This window comes from Luteitalea sp. (assembly GCA_009377605.1).
Lineage (GTDB): Bacteria > Acidobacteriota > Vicinamibacteria > Vicinamibacterales > Vicinamibacteraceae > WHTT01.
On sequence record WHTT01000067.1, the window covers coordinates 1 to 22,165 of the forward strand.

The following is a 22,165-nucleotide window of genomic DNA, read 5'->3' on the forward strand; positions in this document are numbered from 1 at the left end:
CAAGGATCTCGCGCTCTTCAGACACCTCGAAGAGCACTTGTATACGGCGGTCGTCGCCGATTCGCTGGACGCGCTCGGCCACGATCACTGCGCCATGCGGGAGACCCTGCGTCCGCTCTTTCCCAGCGCGAAGTTCGCCGGGTGGGCTCGCACCGTCTGGTGTGCGGATGTGTACCATACGCCCGACGATGTGTATGGCCGCGAGATAGAGGCGGTCGACAGCATCCTGGCGGGCGAGGTGCTGGTCGTCGCGACCGGCGAGTCCAAGCGTAATGCGCCGTGGGGTGAGCTGCTGTCGACTGCGGCGCTCGCCCGCGGCGCCCGCGGCGCCGTGATCGACGGCTTGGTGCGCGACGCGTTGAAGATCGAGCAGCTCGGATTTCCCGTCTTTGCCGCAGGCATCAAGCCCGTGGACTCCAAGGGCCGAGGCTTGGTGATGGACTACAACGTTCCGGTTTGCTGTGGTGGCGTGATGGTCGCTCCTGGTGATCTCGTCTTTGGCGACTACGACGGCATTGTCGTCGTACCGGGCAGCATGCTCGAGCGCGTTGTCGAGATTGCCACCGACAAGATGGCGCGAGAGAATCACAGCCGGACCGAGCTGCGCGACGGCGCCTACTTGCGCGACGTGTACGCCAAGTACGGCGTTCTGTAATCTCCTGATGCTGCTGGCGCACACGACCTGGAAGGAAGCACGAGAGGCGGCCGCCGGGAACGTGGTGTTCCTGGTGCCGCTCGGCTCGCTCGAGCAACACGGCCCTCACCTGCCGTTGCTGACCGACACGGCGCTCGTGGACGGCGTTGCCGCCCGCGTCGAACAGCAGGCGCCCGACCGCATCGTTCTGCTGCCCACGCTCTGGGTGGGACACTCGCCGCATCATCGCCGGCTCGCATGCGTGAGCCTAGATCTCTTCCCGTACATCGAAGTGCTTCGAGGCGTCTGCCGATCGCTCGTGGCCCTCGGCGCCCGCAAGATTCTCCTACTGAGCGGACACGGTGGCAACGAAGTGCCTGCGAAGGGAGCGCTCCGCGAGCTCAAGTCGGAGCTCGCGGACCGGCGCGACGTCTACATCGCGTATGCGAACTACTGGAGTCTTGCGGCACACGCCATCGCCGATATCCGCTCGTCGCCTCCAGGCGGCCTTGGCCACGCCGGCGAGCTCGAAACATCCCTGATGCTCGCACTTCACGAACCGCTCGTGCGCCTGAAGGAGGCCGCGGCCGACGGCCCATTCGATGCTGGCCCGTGGCGCCTCGCCGACATGCAGCGCAGTCAGCCCTACTACATCGTCAACGAGTTCGACGAAATCTCTCGATCCGGCACGGTCGGGATGCCGGAGCATGCGAGTCGCGAGAAGGGCGAGGCGCTTCTGGCTGCGATCGCGAACGGCGTCAGGGCGTTCATCGACGAGCTCCTGACGTGGCGATACCAGGAAGAGTCCGGCTCATGTTAATTGGCTTCGTCAGCGATGAGTACTATGTTGCCCTTCCCGATACGCTCCTCGAGATCGATGGCCCTGGATTGAGTGGGCCGCTCGTCGTTCGATCGACGTCGCGAGGCGGCATCTACGCAGACCTCACACCAGGACCCTACAACATCACCTTGTCGAAACCGGGTTACGGATCGAAGCGGACCACCGCCGACGTCGTACCGGGGCGGCCGCAGCAGTTCCGGCTCCTTTCGGATGCCCTGCTGGGCTACATGTGGCCGAAGTGGACGTCTGCAGGCGGGCGCGGAGAGTTTCGCGTTCACGCCGTCGAGCAGTATCACCTCTCGCTGTGGCGATACGGTTTGCAGAAGGAATGCATCCGGCCGCTCGGCTGGTACGATGAGCACGGCCCGCGCGCAACCATGCAGATTCTGCCGGATGGAGACTTCACGCAGACAGGCGTTCGGTGGAACGAAGAAGGTTACGGCGGCTCGCAGCAAGCGCAGACCCTTGCCGCGCCGGACGAGAGCGGGCTCTATTACCTGCATGCGAAGACCCTCTCCGGTCGGTTCTTTGCCTTCCCCTGGGTCGTTGCGCCGCGGGCGCCGAAGGCGTCGGTCGCTGTCCTAGTGTCCACGAACACCTGGAACGCCTACAACGCTTTTGGTGGTCGCAGCAACTACCTCAACCCGGCGGGCCTTCCTGAACAGCCGATCGTCAATGCGCGACAGGATCTCGACCGCTATCGCAGCCAGGAGCCGTTTGGTCTGTGGCGGCCGCGCGATGACGCGTATCTGCCGCTGTCGTTCGACCGACCCGATCCAAGCTGCCACGTGCCCGAGACTGCGCAGGTCAGCGATCCTATTGCTGGACGCCTGCCACCGGTGGCGGCGCCGGCCGAGTGGCGTCTGCTCGCTTGGCTCGAGCGAGAGGGCTTTGCCTACGACCTGTATGCCGAGGCGCAACTCGATGCCGGCAGTCTTCCACTCGAGGCATACCAGGTGCTGATCCTGGCGGTCCACCCGGAGTACTGGACCCGGCGCATGTACCAGCGAGTGAAGGCCTGGGTGTATGAGGGCGGCGGGCGCCTACTCTACCTCGGAGGCAACGGTCTCAATTGCGAGGTCGAGCTCGATGGCTCGGCCGGGACGATGCGCTGTCTCACCCATCTGTACAGCCGCGCGGGAGAGATGGGCGGCGACATCGATCAACCGGACCGTTCGTTCGAAAGCCGGCTTCACCGCACCTACGAGTCCGAGGCCAATCTCTTGGGCGTCGTTTGCACGGAGACAGGCATCATGACCGCGGCGCCTTACGAAGTCCGTGCCGCGAGCCACTGGGCGTTCGAAGGCACGATGCTGCGAGACGGAGACCGCTTCGGGGCGACGACGCTGCACGAGCGCGTGCCGGGGGGTGCCTCGGGCCACGAGACGGACAAGCGCAGCGCCTCGTCACCGCCGGGGACGGAGCTCCTTGCAAAGGGTCTCAACCCAGACGAAGGCGGCGCGGAAATCGTGTGCTACGGAACCGCCAGCGCTGGTGCAGTCTTCTCAGTTGGATCGATTACCTACGTCTCCGCCCTCTTGGTGGACGATGGCGTGTCGAGGATCACCAAGAACGTCCTCCATCACTTCCTCTCGACTTGATCGGGTCCCGATCGAGGTGTTGACAGGCAAGAGATCCGACTCGGCCCTGGATTCGTTTGTGTTGTCACCTTCATCGGTAGGGCGGCCCTTTAGGGCCGCCATGGTCGGCGGGGCTAAAGCCCAGCCCTACCGTCCATTCACTAGACAAGTGAACTCTCGGATTAGGTTGTCGTTACGCTGCCCTGGTTGGTCCATCGCTTGGAAGATCGAGCTTCGGGTCGATCTCGAGTGGTGACTCGAGCATCTCATCCCAGCTCACGGGTCGGTTCTCGTACGCGGCAAGGCGCCCAAGGATCGCTGTGAGGTTGCTCGCGACGCTTGGCGTCAACGTGTCACCCAGCGGTTGCTGATTAACGACGGCTGCGTGAAAGTCTTTGATATTGCTCACCGCGCCGCTCTCGTAGAGCCCCTTCGTGCTGCCGCCGGGCCAGGCGGTGTCGCCCGTGATGCGGACGTCCCCGTCGTACGCGGAGTCGACCGTGCCGCCCGCGCCGTACGTGCGAATACGGATGTCGTCGTATCCCTTTGCGAACTGCGCAGAGCTGAAGTCGACGAGCACGTCGTTGGGATAGCTGAACGTGACAACGAAGTGATCCCAGCAGTCGCCGACGTCAACGCGGGCCTTGCGGCCACCAGTGCCTTGGGCCTTCAAGGGATGCCCCTGCAGGTACCAGTTCGCGACATCAATCACGTGGATGTTTTGCTCGACGATGATGTCGCCCGATAGCGCTTTGTCGAATACCCAGTTCCGCACGCGGGCGGTCGGGCTCCCGTCAGGGACCTTTGGGTTGAGGCGTCCTGCGTGATAGTAGACGTGGCCCAGCACAGGTGCGCCAATGTCGCCCCGGTGCACGCGCTTGGCTGCCTCACGAAATAGAGGGTCTCGGCGGGTCTGGAAGTCTACGAGCAGCGCGAGGCGATCGCCGGCCTTGCGCGCCGCCTCTTGGATTGCCAAGCAGCCGGGAACGTCGACGGCAATCGGCTTTGCGAGAAACACGTGCTTGCCAGCCCCGAGGGCAGCAATCGTCTGGTCAGGATGGAAGTACGGCGGGCTCTCGATGGCGACCGCGTCGATTGGCCGATCGAGCAGCGCACGGTATCCGTCGAGCCCGGTAAAGCGCGCCTGCGCTTCCACCGACAGCTTGCCGCCAAGCGCTTCGACCCGATCCGCGAAGTAGTCGTGCAGCGCCACGACCTTGCTGTTGGTGTGCTGTTCGAAGAGCTTCCCGATGAACTCCCCGCGACCGCCGCTGCCGATGATGCCCAGCTCGAGCCGCGAGTTCGCCGGGGTTCCTCGTACCGAGCCTGGCTTGATAATGGTCCAGCCGGCCGTGGTGGCCACCGTCGCGTGCTTCAGGAAGTCGCGACGCCCAAGGCGCTGCACTTCGGCCTTACCCATGGGAGAACCTCCTGTGATATTTGTAATCTGAGGATATCTCATGCTCGGCCTTCCGGGTATGCTGATGTGCTCGCCCGACCTGAAGGTCGAGCCTACACTGGACCACGAGTGCCCCCGTCCTTGCTGCCCTCGACGATCAAGCCGACTGACACGCGGCGTCTGACCTCCCTGTGCGTGCGTGTCTCGACTCGTCCCCCGACAGTCCATGGACCACGCTCACGGCTCGCGTGTAGAATTCGCGTCGCGTAACTGGCACGGAGGGCAATGCATGTCGAACGCGGACAGTTGGGTCGTCGTGGGGCTGGACAACGGTGGGAACAAGAACAGCGCGACCGTGCTCGATGCATCGGGGCGGTTCCTGATCAGCGAGCTCATCGAAAGCCCGAGCCTCGTCCTGGAAGGGCCGGTACCGGCAGTCGACGCGCTGGTGGCCACGTATGCCGATGTCCTGCAGCGTGCCAAGGTGGATGCGAGCCAGGTCCGGGCCGTCGGCCTCGACACGCCAGGGCCCGCCAGCGCCGACGGTGTCATCTCGTCCCGCGGCTCTACGAACTTCTCGCAACCGGCGTGGCGCAACTTCGACTTTCGGGGCGCGCTCGAAGCGCAACTGGGGCTGCCGGTCATCTACAACAATGATGGAAACGCGGCGGCCCTGTACGCTCACCATCGGCTCTTCGGGCCCGTCGCCCTGGAACGTTCATCGATCTCCGCGATTGTCGGCACCGGCCTCGGCGGCGGCGTGATCCTGGATGGTCGCGTCGTCAAGGGGGCCGCCGGGTTCGCAGGAGAGCTGGGTCACGTCCACATCCCGATGGAAGGCCTGCTCGAGGAGGGCCAACCCCTGCCCTGCTGCAACTGCGGCTTCACCGGGGATGTCGAGAGCGTGGCGTCACTGACGGCCATCGAGAAGAACCTCCTGCCGTTCTGGCTGACTCGCTTCCCGGACCATCCGTTGGCGAAAGTCGGCTCGATGGCGAAAGCCGCCAAGTTGGTGCGAGGGTACGGCGAGAACCGGGATCCGCTGGCGCTCGCGATCTTCGAGCAGCAGGCGATGGCAATCGGTCGCCTGTTCACGATTGCCGCCAACTTCACCGATCCGGACGCCTATTTCGTGGGCGGCGGCGTCGTCGAGGCCGCACCGGATTTTCGTGAGTGGTTCCTGAGTCGAGTGCGCGAGCACACCGGCCTCCGAGAAGAGCAAGAACTGATCGCCCGCTTCGAGGTCGTCGTCGATCTCGATATGGCTGGCGCGCGCGGTGCGGCGATTGCGGCGCTCGAGACCGTGCACGGGCATTGACGGCGCGCTCGGCGAGCGCGCCCTACCTGGACCAAAGTAGGGACTGGACAAAAGGTAGGGACGCCTCGCCGAGGCGTCCGCTCATTCTTCGTAGGCTGGCGGTCGCCAGGGCTGTCTTGGTTGCAAGAACATCGCGTTTACCTCGCGGTACCAGGCGTGCAGCTGGTCCCGAAGCTCCTCGACGCGCTCCGGCTCCTTGGGGGCCAGGTCGTGGCGCTCCCCGATGTCATCCGCCAAGTTGTACAGGTGAGCGCGGCCATCCTCGTACCGCTCGATCAGCTTCCAGTCTCCAACCCGCACGGCTCCACCGGGGAAGCCTCCCTGATTGCCGTAATGAGGATAGTGCCAGTAGAGCGGTCGGTTGGCGAGGGCTCCCGCACTCGCGCTTCCATCTATCGCGCGATGCCGCAGCAGCGGGACCAAGCTTTCTCCGTCGACGACCGTTCCCCCGTGCTCTGTGGCACCGGCGATCTCGAGGAGCGTCGGATAGACATCCACTGTGCTCACCGGCACATCGCTTGTGCTGCCTGGCTTCGTGACGCCTGGCCATGTGACGAGCCACGGCTCCCGAATGCCCCCTTCGTACAGCCAGCCCTTGCCGCCTCGCAGCGGAAGATTCGAGGTAGGGGCACCTTCCGATGTCGAAAGGCCGCCATTGTCCGAGAGGAAGACGACGACCGTGTTCTCGGCCAGGCCGAGCTCATCGAGCTTTGCCAGCACGCGGCCGACGGCGGTATCCATCGTTTCGACCATGGCCGCGTACACGGCGTGCCGTTGTGCAACTCGCACGCGCCGCGGCTCGTCCACCGGCCACACTTGCTCCTCGTCTGCGAACTCCTCCACGGGTGGTAGTGCGGCCGCCTTGCGCCGGTACTTCGCGACCAGCGCCTCCGGCGCTTGCAGTGGCGTGTGGACGGTGTAGAACGACAAATACAGCAGGAACGGGTCGTCTCTGAGCTCTTCTAGGAGCCCCACCGCTTCCTCGGCGAGCCGTGCCGTGAGGTGCTCATTGGGTGGGCCGTCCTCCAAGCGAGGATTGTTCCAGGGAGCAAAATAGCCCTTGGATGGCGCCCCGGCGCTGTGCCCACCGATGTTGATCTCGAAGCCCTGATTCTCTGGCCAGTACTCCTCGGTCGGTCCCAAGTGCCATTTGCCAAGGAACGCCGTCCGGTAGCCTACGGCCCTGAGGGCCTCCGCCAGCGTGATCTCCCCCAGCGGCATCCGGTCGCTGAGCGGCGCCGGCTTGAACCATCCTTCGCGGGTTCCGGTGAAGAAGTTGGTGGCCGCCACACGTGTCGGGTACTTCCCCGTCATGAGGCTGTATCGTGTGGGGCTGCAGACCGGATTGACCGCGTACCCGGTCGTGAACCGTAGCCCTTCGGAAGCCAGCCGGTCCACGTGCGGCGTCTCGTAGAACGTCTGGGGATTGTTCGCGCCGATGTCCATGTAGCCGAGATCGTCGACGAGAAAGAAGACGATGTTCGGCCGCTCGGACGGCGCAGCTCTGGGCCCTGGAGCGCTCCAATGTGCGCCGAGCAGCAGGGCGATGGTCAGGATGCCACGTGTCCGCATGGGTCACAACTCACAACTTCGACACATCCAGCACTGTGTGGCGAATCCGTTCGCGTTTCCATGTGTAGGTAACATGAACGGAGCCATCGCTCGTCTGGATCATCGCAGGATACGAGAATTCACCAGGCTCGTTCTCGAGCATGACGGTCGGGGTCCACGACCGTCCGTCGCGCGACATTGCGAGCTGCAACTGATGGCGGCCGCGACGTGTTGGATTGTAGACGAGCAGGAAGCGCCCATCGGCGAGGCGGACGCCGTCGATGCCCGCATTGGGATTCGGCAGCGACATCTTGGTCATCGGTGACCAAGAACGGCCCTCGTCCTCGGACCATGCCTGCGTCACGACGCCCTGCTTGCTGCGACAAAGAATCTGTATCCGACCCTGGCCGTGATCCAGGAGGGTGGGTTGGATGGCGTCCCAGTCCTCCGCCTTGTTGACCGGATCGCTCTTCGCCCAGGCACCCAACGGATCCTTGGTCCACTCCATGTGAACGACCCACCCTTTATGCTCGGTGCTCGACCCGGCGAGGATCGTCCCGTCGGCGAGCTGGATTGGCTTGGCACGAATGGGTCCGAGGATCCCGTCTGGCAGCCGCTTCGCGTCGCTCCACGTGCGGCCATGGTCTTTCGACTCTTTCACCAGTCCCCACCATTGTTCGGGACTCGGCCCGACCTTGTAGAAGAGCAATAGGGCGCCCTTGGACGGCTGGAAGAGCACCGGATTCCATGACGGATGACGCGTGCCGTCTGGCTGGATACCGTCGGCGACCTCGACCGGTGGCGACCATGCGCGCCCATCATGGCGGGAGAGCCAGATACCGACGTCCGGCGCTCCCTCCTCGCTGCCGCCGAACCAAGCGGCAACGAGCCCTTTGCTCGTCTCGACAATAGTCGACGCATGCGCCGAAGGGAACGGCGCATGCTCGTAGATGAATTCCGACTGTACGATCGCCGCGTGGTGCGCTCGCGCGGGCGTGGTCTGATCTTGCGATGTGACCATGAGCGTCACGACTGCCCAACAGAGAAGATATGTCACGAGGCCTCCGGGCTGGTAGTTTACCCGAGCGGCCGACTCTGCAAGTGACAGTCGTAGCTCAGGGCCCCGCGTAGCAGGGAGATGAAGGGATGTGTGGTGTGGGGGCACGGCCCGCCCGCGCCCCCGGGAGAGCTACCACTGAATGCTGAGTCCGAATCGGACCACGCGCGGCGCGACGATGCCGCTGATGTCGTTGGCATTGCTGGCCGCTTGCAGTGGCCGCCGCGCCAGGATGGTGTTGACGTTCCCGAGGTTGAAGATGTCCATGGACGGCCGAAGCGTGGCGACGCCGAAGCGAAATGTCTTATCGATGCGAACGTCGACCGTTTGCAGCGCATCCAAGCGGACCTCCCCCTTACGCTCGAGGAGCACATCCTCCTCACCTGCTTGATTCTCACGGCTGGGGCTCCGGATGGCCTGCGGGAACGGATAGCCCTGCCGGGCGTTGTAGAAACCGGCGATGTTGATGTCATATGGCAACGTGTAGCGTCCACTGACCTTCACCAGCCACTTGGCGTTGACGTACACGTTGTCGATGCCGCTGCCGCCGGCCTCTGGCGCGTAGGCCTGTGAGCCAGGACACAGGCCCTCGCGACAGGTGGGGTCTTCGTAGGCTGCCGGAGAATCCCACGTGTCCACGGCGTCGTTGTACGCGTAGCTCGCGCCTGCGGCCCACCGGTCGGAATAGCGCTTCTCGAGGGTCAGCTCGAACCCGTTGTAGTCGCGCCACCGATCCGGTATGTTGGTCGTGATGAACGCCGATGGAATCTCGAACGTGGGCTCGAAGTAGGTCACCGGTTCACAGCGAGCGCCAGCCGGGCAGTCCGTGGGCGTGAAGCTGACGGGGACGTAGTCGTCGCTCGTCAACCCTGCCGTATCCTCCCAGTTGAAGCGATCGTACTTGCGCCAGATGTAGCTGGCACCGACCGCCAGCGACCCGCCGAGCTGTCGGTCGAACCCGACGATGAGCTCACGCGTGCGATCGTTCTTGATGTCGGGATCGACGGCGCCAGGCGACAGGAAGTTACCAGGGTTCTCCGGATCGTATGCCGACGATCGAGAGAGGACCTCCGTGTAGTCGATCTCGTTGGCCTGCACGAATTGGTCACCATTGAGGTCGTCCCACGGATAGCGCACGAAGAGGGCGCCGGTCGCCGCCAGATCGTTCGAGAGCTGTCCGGGTGCCATCTGGCCGAAATAGGCGGCATAGGAAGCCGAGACGATACTTCGGCCATCACCAACGACGTCGTATGTCATGCCGACCCGAGGCGAGATGTCGTTCCACACGACGCCCGCATCAGCGCCTGGAAACGAGATGGCCGGGAGCACATCCGGAGCGAACGGATGCGCCGGGACCGTCGACGCGGCGGCGAGATCGTCCTGCCGGTCCCATCGCACGCCGACGTTTACCGTCAGGCGGTTCCGGGTAAAGGTGTCTTGGGCATAGAACCCGTGCGTGTCGAGATGCGAGACCGTGTTCTGGTCCCGGTACAGTTGCGCCGAGTGCGGCACACCGTTGTCGAAGCGTGCATACGTGTTGCCGCCGCGGTGGTTGAGCGTGGTGGCATGCGCGCTACGCCAGCGGTACCCGACCTTGAGCGCGTGGTCACCGCCCCCAAAATCGGGGAGGAAGTAATTGCTCAGCACGTCGACGCTGTTGGTTGGCCGCATGAACACGAACTGCTGGTACGATCGGCCCCAGCGCCCTGTCGAGATCTCGAAGGTCGGCTGCACGTCAGCCAGACTATCCTCGTGAAAGTCGAGCACGAAGTTGTTGCCGAGGTGCGCCCACTGCACGTCGACGAGCCAGCGATCGCTGAACACGTGCTGATCACTCGCCTTCCAGAATGGCGAGGGCCCCGTCAGCCATCCAAACGTGCCGAACTCATCGGCCACAGCTTTCTGTCGGAACGTCGTTTCAATGGGACGCGTATCGGAGGCGTCGCGCGCACTGCGGACTTTCTCGGCCCACGTGTTCTGGAACGTGATCCGGTTGCCCTCAAAGGGCGCCACCTGCAGCTTCCAGTTGTAGTTATTGAGGTTGGTCTCGTCGGTCTCGAGGCAATCCCGGAGCCCTTCGGTGTCGGTTGGCGGCGTCGGCCGGCACGTGGGCGTGTCCTTGTAAAAGCCCACGACGCCAGTCTTGATATCCTGCGTGCCGTAGCTGCCCCAGAGCCAGGCCCGACCGCGCTTGATGGGGCCACCCACCTCGAATCCGTAGTCCTTGATGTTCTGAATGGGCGCGCCGGAGCCAGCGCCGGCGGCTCGAATCTCGTCGTTGATGTTGTCCGCTTCGAACTGCTCGTCGGTAATGTAATAGCGACCCGAGCCTCGAAACTGGTCGGTCCCGCTGCGTGTGACCAGGTTGATGCCGACGCCCCCGGTCTGCTGCGTGACATCGGCGCCGCCCGTCCGCACTTGCATCTCTTCGAGCATGTCGAAGTCGTAATAGATCGGTGATGCGCCCGTGGCCGACATATCGGTGATGTCGACGCCGTCGACGGACCACTTGTTGTTGCCGGTGCTCGAACCGCGCGAGATGTACATAGACTGCTGTCCCGACTGGCTGCCGCCGACGTTCGCGCGATCCATGGTGATGCCGGGCGCACGCTCCAGCATCACCCACGGATCGCGCGCCGAGGGAAGACTCTGCAGCGTCTCGAGGTCGAAGGTGGATTTGGTGCCCGTCTCCTTCGTGTCGATGATTGGGCTCTCCCCCGTCACCGTCACGCTCTCCTCAACCGATGACAGCTCGAGCTGCCCGTTGACTTGGGCGTTGAAGCCAATCGTGATTCGAACGTCCTGCTGCACGCGGGTCCGAAAGCCCGTGAGCTCGAACGTGACCGAGTACGTGCCGACCGGGAGCTCCGGCACGCGATAGCTACCGGTCGCAGACGCGATCACGGCACGAGGCTGGAGCAGGGTGGCACCTGCCACGGTCACGGTGACGCCGGGTAGAACGGCGCCGGAATCATCCGTAACGCGTCCGAAGATCTCGCCCGTCTGCTGTTGGGCGCTGCCCGGGCTGGCGTAGAGGCACACACAGAGAGTGGCGGCGCTGAGCGCGCGTTTCATGGTCATCCGTCCTCCTGTCACACCGGCCTGGAGCCGGCGAAAAGTTGCCCCGAGCGGGGCGCTACATCGAGGGGAAGAAAAGCGCGGCGGCGCACGCTGGCGAACCGGACCGCAATCCCGTTCACGCCAGCAGGTTGCCAGGGACAACAGATCCAGTCACGGCCAATCGTGCCGCCGAGAGCTGTTGCTGAGATAAAGCATATACAAGTTTGACGCCCGCGAAAAGTCAGCCATGGCGCTTACGAAATTGAGAAGAACCACGCGCCACGTCATCCGTTCGTCGTGTGGTTTCACGGTATACTCGCTTCTGTCGTCTCGGTGTGTTTCCGTATCTCGCCCGCCTGTGTCCCCTCCGATTCGCTTGCGACGGCGCGTTCGGCGAACGCGCCCTACCAGGAACAGCCGGTAGGACGCCTCGCCGAGGCGTCCCTACCACGCCTCGCCGAGGGAGGCGTCCATCAGGAGGAACGTAAATGCCGCCAATGTTTGCTCTCGTGCTGTGGTTAACCACGGCTCTGGCGTCGGCAACCATCGCCACGCCGGCCGACGAGCCGGACTGGCCTCAGTGGCGTGGGCCAGATCGCACTGGCCTCTCGGAAGAGACCGGGCTGTTGACATCCTGGCCCGATGGCGGTCCGAAGGTGGCTTGGTCCGTGGATGGCCTGGGAGCCGGTTATGGCTCCGTTGCCATCCAAGATGATCGGATCTTTCTCCAGGGGACGGATGGGAAGAACAGTGTCGTCTTCGCGCTGAATCGAGCCGACGGCACGCAGATCTGGATGACCGCGCTCGGTCCGACGTTGGAGCAAGACCGTGGTCCGGGACCTCGCGGCACACCGACGGCGGACGGTCAACAGCTCTATGTGTTGACCGAGGCCGGCGACCTCGCGTGCATGAGCGTGAAGGACGGGACGATCATCTGGCAGCGCAACATTCTGAAGGACTTCGGCGGCGAGAATCCCAACTGGCACATCAGCGAGTCTCCCCTCATCGACGGCAACCACGTCATCGTCACGCCCGGCGGCGAGGGTGCGGGCATCGTGGCGCTCGACAAGGGTACCGGGAAGACCGTGTGGACCACGAAGGAGCTCAGCGATCCTGCTGGATACTCATCGTGCCTGGTTGCTGAGGTGCAGGGCGTGCGCACCATCATGGGCTTTACGAGCCGCGCCGGCGTGGGCGTTCGTGCCTCCGACGGTAAGCTGATGTGGCGCTACGAGCCAGTGAGCAATCGTGTCGCGAACATCGCCACACCAATCATCCACGACGACAAGGTCTTCTACACCTCTGCCTACGATACCGGTGGTGCGCTGCTCGGTTTGAAGGCCGAGAACGGTGAAGTTCGTGCCGAAGAGGTCTATTTCAGCCGCGACATGCAGAATCATCACGGCGGGGTCGTGCTCGTAGATGGGTACCTCTACGGCTTCTCGAACATGATTCTCACCAGCATGGAGTTCGCGACCGGCAAGACCATGTGGCGGGATCGCAGTGTCGGCAAGGGTACGCTCACCTATGCGGATGGCCATCTCTACCTATTCGGCGAGAACAATGTCGTTGGCCTGGCCGAAGCCACGCCCAAGGGCTACAACGAGAAAGGCCGCTTCGAAGTTGCCGACCAGGGCCTCCCGAGCTGGTCGCACCCGGTCGTGGTCGGCGGGAAGCTCTACATCCGTAACCAGGGAACGCTGGCCGCCTACGAGATCAAGGCCGGTTCGTGAGAAAGTGGCTGTGCCCTGCGAGCCACAATTGCGTCGCTTGCTTTCTCGAAGAAACAAGAATGGCCGACCGGCTCGGGTGATGGAGCAATTAGCAGAATCGATTTGACTCGTCTCCTCCGCAACCCTAACGTCGTCTTCCGGGGGAGACCATGCGGATCAGTCGAGCCAGCGGCATCGCGCTCACAACCATCGTCCTCGCGGCGAGCGTCGCCGCGGCGCAGGTGGACACCGGTCGGATCGTGGGGACAGTCACAGACGATTCCGGCGCGGTCATGCCGGGCGTCACCGTCGTGCTCAGCGGTGACGCGTTGATTGGCGGTGCGCGTACACAGGTGACGGACGCGCCGGGACAGTACCGGTTCGAACGCCTACCACCCGGCACGTACCGGCTGACGTTCGAGCTCGCAGGCTTCAAGAGCGTCGAGCGCACCGACGTGCGCGTGAACGCGGCGTTCACGGCCACGGTCGACGTCCAGCTCGAGGTTGGCGCCCTCGAGGAAACGGTCACCGTTGCGGGGAGGTCGCCAACGGTCGATACCAAGTCGAACGTTCACCAGACGGTGATGAGCCAGGAGCTGCTCGAGGGCATTCCCACCGGCCGCGACCCATGGTCGCTCGCGAAGATCATTCCCGGCGTTCAGATCTCCACCTACGACGTCGGCGGCACACAGTCGTACCAGCAGAGCGCCATGTCGGCTCACGGCTCGCAGGATGCCGACAAGACGTTCTCCATCGACGGCATGACAATCAACTGGCCCGGCGGCAACGGCGGCGGGACGATGCTTTATTACGACCAAGGCATGTTCGAGGAGGTGAACTACCAAACCTCGGCCATTCCCGCCGAGGTTGCCGTCGGCGGCATCTACATGAACATGGTCACGAAGACCGCCGGTAACAGTTGGCGGGGAGACCTCCGTTATTCGTACGGGAACGACAGCCTGCAGAGCGACAACAGCGGCGCCGAGGAGCTGCAGCGGTTCGACTTTGCCGGCGGAAACCCCATCCAGGTCGCCTACGATGTGAACGCCTCCGGTGGAGGTGCACTCATCACCGACAAGCTGTGGGTCAACGGATCCTACCGCAAGTGGGTCGTCAACAAGGACAACTTGATTGCGCGCAATCCTGACGGCTCGCCGACCCTCGACGACAACGATCTGGAGAACTACGCGATCAAGGGCCAATGGCAGATGCACCGCGACCACCGCGTGTCGGTCGGCTACAACTGGAATGACAAGATTCGTGGTCATCGGCGTGACCCGCCGCCGAACTTCGTGGAGGATCGTGCCTCGCTGCGTCAGACGAATCCGGGCTCCACGACACAGGTGAAATACACCGGCGTCTTCGACAACCTCGTGCTCGAATCGAGCGGCGGCGGCATGTTCGGCAGGACGAACTATTTCTATCAACCTGCCACGGCGGCCACGGACATCCGTATCGAAGACACCGTCCGCAGCACAGGGGCGGTTGCCGCGCCCCGACACGAAGAGCTTCCCAACGCGCCGCGCGTCGTCCGTGTCGGCTTCGCCCTGACGTTTTGACTCCCGGGCGCCGCGCTGTTCCCTTTGCGCTTCGACAAGAGTGTGGGTATGATGTCTCTGAGAAAAGCAACGAGGCGCAGATGGCCGACCAACGTATCGATCTTCCGCAAGGCACCTTGGATCTCCTGATTCTCAGGACCCTCGTTCTTGGTCCACGCCACGGCTGGGCGATTTCCGAGCGGATTCGACAAGTGTCGAGCGCGGTTTTGAGCGTTCAGCAGGGATCGCTCTACCCCGCGCTGCACCGGCTCGAGCGCCGCGCGTGGATCAAGGCTCGCTGGGGCACGTCCGACAACAATCGTCGAGCGAAGTACTACGAGTTGACGCGAGCCGGCCGCAAACAGCTCGAGACGGAGGCCGACGCCTGGCGCAAGTTGACGGCTGCCGTGGCGCATGTCTTGGAGGCGGGCTGACCGTTTGCCTTCCTGGATCGCTTCTACCCTGCGAGAATGGAGCCATGCACAGTGGGCCCATGCCTTCTGCCGATCCAGCCGCGGAGTACACGCACCGTCTCGACGCGCGTCGCGTTGCCCTGACTTTGCAAGAGAAGCGGCACATCACGGTCGGTAACTACAGACTGCTCATCGTCGTCATCGGCGTAGCAATGGCCATCGCCGCCTTTGCGGCGGACGCCTTCTCCGGCTGGTGGCTGGTCGTTCCAGCGGTGCTGGTGTGGTGGCTCGGCGGGCGATTGCAGCGGGCCGAGACGGAGCGCGCCAAGCTCGCCCGTGCCGTGACGTTCTACGACCGGGGGCTGGCGCGCATCGACGGCCGCTGGGCGGGCACGGGCGAGAGCGGTGCTCGCTTTCTCGACGAGCATCATCCTTACACGCTGGACCTGGACATCTTCGGCGATGCATCCCTCTTCGAGCTCCTCTCGACGGCGCGGACCCGAATGGGCGAGGAAACATTGGCCGGATGGCTCCGCGGGCCGGCGCCGCCCGAGGAGGTTCGAGCACGCCAAGAGGCGATCGCAGAGCTCGGACCGCGACTCGACTTGCGCGAAGATATTGCGGTTGTCGGCGAGAGCGCGCGCGCCGGCGTGCATCCCGAGGCGCTGGCCGCGTGGGGCGAGCGGCCGCCGATCCTCACACGCTCTCCATTTCGCGCGGTCGCGTGGGTGGTCTCCGCTCTGGGAGCGCTCGTCGTCCTGACGCTGATTGCGTCGATTTTCGCGCCGGTCGAAACGCTCGACGAGCTGCCCGAGGATGTGGTGCCTACTGTACGCGCAGCCTCCTTGCTCATCGTCATGACCGTTATCGCGATCCTCTGGCGCTTCAAGAGACGGACCGACCGGATCATCTCCGAAGCCCAGGCGGCCGCGCAGGACCTCGAGCTGTTGGCAGGCGTGCTCGACAGGTTGGAAGCGGAGAGCTTCCGCGCGCCGCATTTGGCCCGGCTTCGCGCCGAGCTCGACATCGAAGGGGATCCGCCTTCGCGGCGCATTGCACAGCTTAACCGCCTGATGGACCTGCTCGATTCACGCCACAACATGATTGTTGCGCTCCTTGCACCGCTCGTGCTCTTCGATCTTCATCTCGCCTACGCTCTCGAGGATTGGCGGCAGACTTCGGGGCCGGCCATGCGACGCTGGCTGAACGCGGTTGGCGATATCGAGGCGCTCTCGTCGCTGGCGGCATACCGCTACGAGCACCCACAAGACGTGTTTCCAGAGCTCGTTCAGGAGTGGCCTTGCTTCGATGGCGAAGCAGTGAGCCACCCACTGCTGGCCGAGAAGGTGGCGGTTCCCAACGACGTGCACATCGGTGACCTCACGGGGCATCCGTCCGAGCTCGCCAAGAGCGCCCGCCAAGTGCTCGTCGTGTCCGGCTCCAACATGTCGGGTAAGAGCACATTGCTCCGGACCGTTGGTGTGAACGCGGTGTTGGCGCAAGCGGGCGCACCCGTGAGGGCGCGGCGACTGCAGCTATCCCCATTGAACGTCGGCGCGTCTATCCGGCTCCAGGATTCGCTTCAGGAAGGCACATCCCGTTTCTACGCGGAGATCACCAAGCTACGACAGATCATGGACACGGCCGGAAGCCGCCCGCCCGTGTTGTTCCTGATCGATGAGTTCCTCCACGGCACCAACTCACACGATCGCCGGATCGGTGCCGAGGCGATCGTCCGCGGCCTCGTGCGCCGCCACGCGATTGGACTCGTGACCACGCACGATTTGGCACTCGCGCATATCGCCGACGCTCTCGGAGCCCGGGGCGCCAACGTGCATTTCCAGGACCATTTGGAAGACGGCCGGATGCACTTCGACTACCGCCTGCGGGCAGGCGTGGTCGAAAAGAGCAATGCGATCGAGTTGATGAGATCCGTCGGACTAGAAGTGTAGCGCGTCGCGGACAGGCCACTAGCGCACGGTGATGCTCCCGCTGGCGGTTGAGAGCGCCAGGAGGCTTCCGCCACCTCGGACGGTGCCTTGAAGCGTCTTTCGGCCGACCGTGCCCTGGACGGTCAAGGGATGATCAACGGTGATGGAACCGGAGCTGGACCGAGCGTCGATGCGGAAAGCTGCCTCGTCTGGCACGTCGATTACGATGCTCCCGGAGGCGGCATGCATCTTCCAGTCGCCGCTCGGGTCGCCATCGACGCGGATTCCCCCACTGCTCGAGTTGACGTCCGCGGCGCCGTTGACGCCTGAGATGTCAACGGAGCCCGATCCGGTATGCGCCCTGACCGTGCCCTTGCCTTGAAGAGTGGCGACGATCCGCCCGCTCCCGGTCGAGGCATCGAGATCGGTGCCGACGCCGCGCGCCTCGATGGAGCCGCTCCCGGTCGAAGCCTCCGCTGCCTGGCCGATTGCCTCGAGCGTCACGCTACCAGAGCCAGTGTCCGCGCGGACACTGCCGTCGACGTTCGAGACCCGCACGCTGCCGGAGCCCGTATGCGTACGCGCGTTCCGTTGCAGACCATCCACGGTGATGCTGCCCGAACCGCTGTGCGCCTCGACCTCGGTGTCGCCCGGCACCAGGACGTCATAGCTGATGGAGAGCCGCCTCCTGATCCGCTCGTCTTCGGGTAACGCCAGTCGAATGCGGTTCCCATTTTGTGTAATGGGCGGCTGCGCCTCGACGTGACGGATGTAGCCCTCGACGTCACCAAATTCGAGCCACCGCCTGCGTGCACGGATGGTTCCGGTCACCTGGACGACACCAGTGCCACCGCGCCGCACCGTAATACCGCCGGACGCGGTCCGCACTTCCAGCGATACGGGCCCCGACACGGAAAGCGTCCGCTCGAAACGTCCCTCCTGAGCCGATGCCGGCGCCGCCCAAACCGCGATGGCGGAGGCAATTACAACGAGCCGTACGCTCGATCGCACAATCATAGCGGTCCCTCCTTGTCGTGGCTTAGACGGGACACTGCGGCGAAGGGTTCATTTCGGGAAACAGGGAACAGGAATCAGGAAACGGGATCAGGACCAGGAACCAGGCTTGCCTAGCCGTAGCTCGCCGGAGGCGAGCGAAGGCTGGAGGCGAGCGAAGGCTGGCGAGCGAAGGCTGGAGACGACCGCAACGAGGTTCTACAACGCAGCGAGCTGCTCGTCCAGGGCGGCAATCAGCTTTTCGAGCATTGTGCGGTGCGCAGGAACGGTCGCGACTTGAAGGTCCGCCACGGCCCGCGTGCGTGCGAGCTCGAGCGTCCGACGCCGAGGATCTTCCGGCGCGGCTGATGGTTTCCCGCGTGCGGCATCGTCCTGTTGCGCCTCAACCGACTTGCTCTCCCATCCTCGTGCCATGTGTTCCCCTGGAGTACGCGACCGACCGGGCCGGTGACCTCATGCGCTTCGAGGGGAAGGAGCTCCGGCCTCGAGCTGTTCTTGAATCCAGACTGTGGCTTCGGGACGTTTTCCAACCGCCCGTCAATAGCTAGGATGCCGCTCGGCGGAAGCTGCAAGCGATTGTCGCGGCGGCCAAGGCGCTGCGCGCAGATTTCCACGGCTCGGCCCAACCGGGAGGGAGCGGACGAATCGAGCAGGAGTCGGGCCGGTGAAGAGGGGCATCTCGCGACGCCACCCCTTCACTGCCTCGTGCGTTCTCTACCAGCGCGGTTCGGAGCGCCGGCGGCTGCCGCCGCCTCCGCCGAACCCGCCCGAGCCCTGCGGCTTCGGACGTGCCTCATTGACCGTGAGATTCCGGCCACCCAGCTCATGGTTGTCGAGCTGACTGATGGCGTTCTGAGCCTCTTCCTCCGTGGTCATTTCGACGAAGGCGAAGCCGCGCGCACGGCCGGTGGCCATGTCGCGCATGACGCTGACCGATTCGACGGTGCCAACGGTCCCAAACAGGGCATGGAGATCTTGTTCGCCCGTGTCATAGGGCAGGTTGCCGACGTACAGTTTTCGAGCCATAGTATCCTCATTCTCGCCTCGCACCGCGAGGCCTGCTACTACCAACGGTGTCCTGATCCGACTCGGATCGCAGATGGATTCGGCCGCGTGCTGAGCGACCACGTGTGTGCGGGAAGAAGCGAGTCAGAGTGGGCTCGATTCGACGCTTGACGCGGGAGCAAACAGATGGCTGTCTTCCATCGAACACTACTACTGTAGCACGGTTTGGGGGCTGGTGCTCCGCGAATGGCAGGGCGCAGGCGCTGGTCCTCTTCAGTTGCTCACGCGCGGTCGGCCTCGCGAAGCTTCCTCCCGGGAACGGCAGCTCGCTGACACACCCACGGATTCGCCTGATTTCTAGCGGACCGCGGCCCTGGCCACGCTCCTCGCCCTTCGACTCCGCTCACTCTTCGACTCCGCTCAGGGCGACGCTCGCTCGAGAGCCCCTAAACTTGACGCAGTGCGTCACGTTTCGGTTTCTCGAGGGTTCGAGTACCTTATAGGTGTCGTTGGGGTCCGTACATCGCGCCGCCGCTGCGTTGATGGGAGATCCGGAGATGGCCGGCTATCGACACGGGAAGGCCTCGAGCCCTTCGACGGTGGTCCGGGGCAACCGGCGCGGGGCCGGGCTACGCGTCGCCTGGACGATTCTCTCCTGTGCTGTCGTCGTGTGTCTGGTCTTTGCTCTTGCCGTGTGGCCAGCGGGCCTTGTGTGGGTCGCGGCGTTGCAGCAGAGCGCGGAGCTCGGCCTCCTGCGACCGGCTCTCCTCGGCGCCGTGCTGGTGCCCATCTACCTGATGTTCGCGTTGGCGTTGATGGCCTGCTCGACGCTGGCGACGCGGCTGCTCGGCTGGCGCGTCGCGGCCGGTGTGGACACACGCGTCACGGACTTCGACTGGCCCCTGCTCGACTGGGTGAGACAGATGGTGCTGACGCACGTTGTGCGCGTCTGTGCCGGCACACTGCTGCGCGCGACGCCCCTGTGGACGATGTACTTGCGCATGAATGGCGCACGACTGGGCAAGGGCGTCTACATCAACAGCCTTGGGGTGAGCGACCACCACCTGCTCGAGTTCGGGAACCATGTCGTTGTTGGCGGCGCCGCGCACATCTCCGGTCATACTGTCGAGAACGGACGCCTCAGAACGGCACCGGTTCGCCTTGGTGACCACGTCGTGGTGGGGACGGGCAGCGTCGTCGGAATCGGCGTAGAGATCGGCTCTGGGTGCCAGATCGGCGCGCTCACGTTCGTGCCAAAGTTTACCAAGCTTCCACCGAACACGGCGTACTTCGGCGTCCCGCTGCACGTGCGTCATCCACCTGACTCTCGCGCAAGCTCGTAACGATGCCAACGTTCACTCGTATTCTGCTCGACATCAACGCGCTGGAGGGCGCGCATCCCGCGTTCGCGCGGGCGCTCGACCTTGCCGGGCGGTGTGGGGCTCGGCTCAAGATCGTGGACGTTGTGCCGGCCTTGCCACAGGTCGCTCAGCGCCATCTGCCACCTCGCCTCGAATCGGACCTCGTCGGCAACCGTAGGCAGCGGCTCGAGCAGCTTGCTCAGGACGCTCGAGCCGCGGGAACAACGGTCGCGACCGACGTCCTGCGCGGCCAGCCGGCGGTCGCCGTCATCCGAGAGGTGCTGCAATCCGGCCATGACCTGGTCATGCGCGCGCATGGCCGCGGCGAAGGGCCGCAAGCGGCATTCGGTCCCATCGATCAGCAACTGCTCCGGAAGTGCCCGGTGCCGGTCTGGCTGATTGGGCCGGCCGCGGAACGTCCCCGCCATGTCGTGGCGGCGGTTGACGCAACAGCCGACGATCCCGTCGAGCAGCAATTGAACCGCCGACTGATCGACCTGGCGTGTGCCGTCGGGAAGCTCCACGACAGCGAGGTCACCCTGCTGCATGCGTGGTCTGTGTTCGGCGAAGAGCTGCTCAGGAGCCACATGTCGGAGTCGGAGCTCTCCGAGTGCGTGGAAGTGACCAGGCGGGAGGCCGCTGACAGTCTCCAGGGGCTTCGAGATGCGACGTCCGAGCCCGTCGACCAGTCCACGCTGAAGCTCGATCTCGTCAAGGGGCGACCAGACGAGGCGATCCGACAGTACGTGGAGACGCATGAGGTCGACCTCGTGGTGATGGGCACAGTGGCACGCACCGGCTTGGCCGGCATCCTGATGGGAAATACGGCCGAGCGAATCTTACATCGACTACGCACGTCGGTCCTGGCGCTCAAGCCAGAGGAGTTCGTCTGCCCTGTCCGTCTCGACGCGGATCACTGAAAAAGGAACCGGGTACCTTTTCGGGTCCGAAAAGGTACCCGGTTCCTTTTCAGCGGTTATCGAGATTCCTCGCGAGCAGCGATCCGGCGTTTGCTCCGGCGACGGCGCGTCGCCGATGCTCGGCTGAGGCTGCTCCCTCCTTCATCAGCGACGCGGCGAACTCCATTTCTGCGTTCGAGTCTTCAAGGTCGATCGCCTTACGGACGAACCGGTACCCATCCAGCGCTTCCGGCTCGCTGCGCAGGGTCCACGCCGACCGTTCGGCACCCGAGAGCATGTCCCACCGATAGACGAGGCTCGCTTGCCGGTAGGTCTCGATAAGATAGCCCGCGTCGAACCAGGCGAGTGAATCGCGCGACCCGTCAGCCGCTGTTGTCAAGGCGCGTCCCAGTACGGCGCTCAAGAGCTCCGCAGTAATCCGGCGATCCTTTGTTGCATAGATCGTCGCGCGCCGCAGCGTTTCCATACGCGCCATGATCGGTGCATCGGCGGAGAGCAGACGCATCGTGTCGGCCGTAAGCCGCTCGATGTCGTACGAGGGGTCTGGCGAGTTCCAGGTGGAACCGCTGCTCCAGGGTAACACCGGCGCGTCGCCAGCGTCGAAGGAATGGCAGATCAGCGCCGGTCCTGCGAAGGCGGCGCGAGACAGGGTGAACAGAACGCCCAGAGCCAGCACACTTCTTGGAACGAGGTGATTTATCTTTCGCATCGCAACAACCTCCTTGGGTGGTCGGACGGATGTCCGTCTCGGAGTGTGATCCTAGAACATGGGCTGCACCAGTGAGTTGCGGCGAGTGTAACGGTTACTAACGGCGACAAGGGGCTGCTCCG

At 64.1% G+C, this 22,165-nt stretch carries 18 protein-coding genes; 10 read left to right on the forward strand and 8 right to left on the reverse strand.

All coding sequences use genetic code 11. The features are described 5' to 3' along the window. From GEV06_20110 to GEV06_20120, 3 genes are all read left to right on the forward strand, one after another. On the forward strand, nt 1-655 hold a 655-nt coding region (locus GEV06_20110; protein ID MPZ20197.1), incomplete at its 5' end, for an RraA family protein. 7 nt (nt 656-662) lie between these two features. Then, nucleotides 663-1,454, forward strand: a complete 792-nt coding sequence (locus GEV06_20115; GenBank protein ID MPZ20198.1) for a creatininase family protein — start codon at nt 663-665, stop codon at nt 1,452-1,454. Further along, the gene (locus GEV06_20120) at nt 1,448-3,076 is read left to right on the forward strand and encodes a carboxypeptidase regulatory-like domain-containing protein (protein ID MPZ20199.1); all 1,629 of its coding nucleotides are present in this window, start codon (nt 1,448-1,450) and stop codon (nt 3,074-3,076) included. Before GEV06_20115 ends, GEV06_20120 begins: the two co-directional genes overlap by 7 nt. Nucleotides 3,077-3,248: 172 nt before the next feature. Here GEV06_20120 and GEV06_20125 read toward each other — a convergent pair whose 3' ends face one another. Next, a complete protein-coding gene (locus GEV06_20125) occupies nt 3,249-4,682 on the reverse strand; it encodes a gfo/Idh/MocA family oxidoreductase (protein ID MPZ20200.1) in 1,434 nt (477 codons plus the stop codon). Between the two features lie 61 nt (nt 4,683-4,743). On the opposite strand from GEV06_20125, the gene GEV06_20130 reads away from it, so the two are divergent. Then, on the forward strand, nt 4,744-5,772 hold the full coding sequence (locus tag GEV06_20130) for an ROK family protein (protein MPZ20201.1): 1,029 nt from the start codon (nt 4,744-4,746) through the stop codon (nt 5,770-5,772). A gap of 81 nt (nt 5,773-5,853) precedes the next feature. Here GEV06_20130 and GEV06_20135 read toward each other — a convergent pair whose 3' ends face one another. From GEV06_20135 to GEV06_20145, 3 genes are all read right to left on the reverse strand, one after another. Beyond that, complete coding sequence (locus GEV06_20135) at nt 5,854-7,344, reverse strand: sulfatase-like hydrolase/transferase (protein MPZ20202.1); 1,491 nt, start codon at nt 7,342-7,344, stop codon at nt 5,854-5,856. A 10-nt stretch (nt 7,345-7,354) separates the two neighbouring features. Next, entirely contained in the window at nt 7,355-8,344 is a 990-nt protein-coding gene (locus tag GEV06_20140; protein ID MPZ20203.1) for a sialidase, read from the reverse strand. Nucleotides 8,345-8,512: 168 nt separating this feature from the next. Next, nucleotides 8,513-11,461, reverse strand: coding sequence for a TonB-dependent receptor (locus GEV06_20145; protein MPZ20204.1), 2,949 nt, complete (start codon nt 11,459-11,461; stop codon nt 8,513-8,515). 467 nt (nt 11,462-11,928) lie between these two features. Here GEV06_20145 and GEV06_20150 point away from each other — a divergent pair, with 467 nt between their 5' ends. The 4 genes from GEV06_20150 (at nt 11,929) to GEV06_20165 (ending at nt 17,055) form a co-directional block, all read left to right on the forward strand. Continuing rightward, nucleotides 11,929-13,173 carry a PQQ-binding-like beta-propeller repeat protein gene (locus GEV06_20150; GenBank protein MPZ20205.1) on the forward strand — a complete coding sequence of 415 codons (1,245 nt, stop codon included), beginning with the start codon at nt 11,929-11,931 and terminating at the stop codon, nt 13,171-13,173. A gap of 149 nt (nt 13,174-13,322) precedes the next feature. Next, nucleotides 13,323-14,711 (forward strand): hypothetical protein, encoded by a 1,389-nt coding sequence (locus GEV06_20155; protein ID MPZ20206.1) that lies wholly within the window; start codon nt 13,323-13,325, stop codon nt 14,709-14,711. Nucleotides 14,712-14,791: 80 nt separating this feature from the next. After that, complete coding sequence (locus tag GEV06_20160) at nt 14,792-15,124, forward strand: PadR family transcriptional regulator (GenBank protein ID MPZ20207.1); 333 nt, start codon at nt 14,792-14,794, stop codon at nt 15,122-15,124. Between the two features lie 59 nt (nt 15,125-15,183). After that, entirely contained in the window at nt 15,184-17,055 is a 1,872-nt protein-coding gene (locus GEV06_20165; protein ID MPZ20208.1) for a DNA mismatch repair protein MutS, read from the forward strand. A gap of 18 nt (nt 17,056-17,073) precedes the next feature. Here GEV06_20165 and GEV06_20170 read toward each other — a convergent pair whose 3' ends face one another. The 3 genes from GEV06_20170 to GEV06_20180 form a co-directional block, all read right to left on the reverse strand. Beyond that, on the reverse strand, nt 17,074-18,051 hold the full coding sequence (locus tag GEV06_20170) for a DUF4097 family beta strand repeat protein (GenBank protein ID MPZ20209.1): 978 nt from the start codon (nt 18,049-18,051) through the stop codon (nt 17,074-17,076). Nucleotides 18,052-18,246: 195 nt separating this feature from the next. Then, nucleotides 18,247-18,462 (reverse strand): hypothetical protein, encoded by a 216-nt coding sequence (locus GEV06_20175; protein MPZ20210.1) that lies wholly within the window; start codon nt 18,460-18,462, stop codon nt 18,247-18,249. A gap of 300 nt (nt 18,463-18,762) precedes the next feature. Then, on the reverse strand, nt 18,763-19,074 hold the full coding sequence (locus GEV06_20180; protein MPZ20211.1) for an RNA-binding protein: 312 nt from the start codon (nt 19,072-19,074) through the stop codon (nt 18,763-18,765). A 536-nt stretch (nt 19,075-19,610) separates the two neighbouring features. Here GEV06_20180 and GEV06_20185 point away from each other — a divergent pair. Together GEV06_20185 and GEV06_20190 are read left to right on the forward strand one after the other, a co-directional pair. Then, entirely contained in the window at nt 19,611-20,396 is a 786-nt protein-coding gene (locus GEV06_20185; GenBank protein MPZ20212.1) for a hypothetical protein, read from the forward strand. 2 nt (nt 20,397-20,398) lie between these two features. Then, the gene (locus GEV06_20190) at nt 20,399-21,334 is read left to right on the forward strand and encodes a hypothetical protein (protein ID MPZ20213.1); all 936 of its coding nucleotides are present in this window, start codon (nt 20,399-20,401) and stop codon (nt 21,332-21,334) included. 49 nt (nt 21,335-21,383) lie between these two features. On the opposite strand, the gene GEV06_20195 is transcribed toward GEV06_20190, so the two are convergent. Continuing rightward, the gene (locus GEV06_20195) at nt 21,384-22,043 is read right to left on the reverse strand and encodes a hypothetical protein (protein MPZ20214.1); all 660 of its coding nucleotides are present in this window, start codon (nt 22,041-22,043) and stop codon (nt 21,384-21,386) included. Between the last annotated feature and the right edge of the window lie 122 nt (nt 22,044-22,165).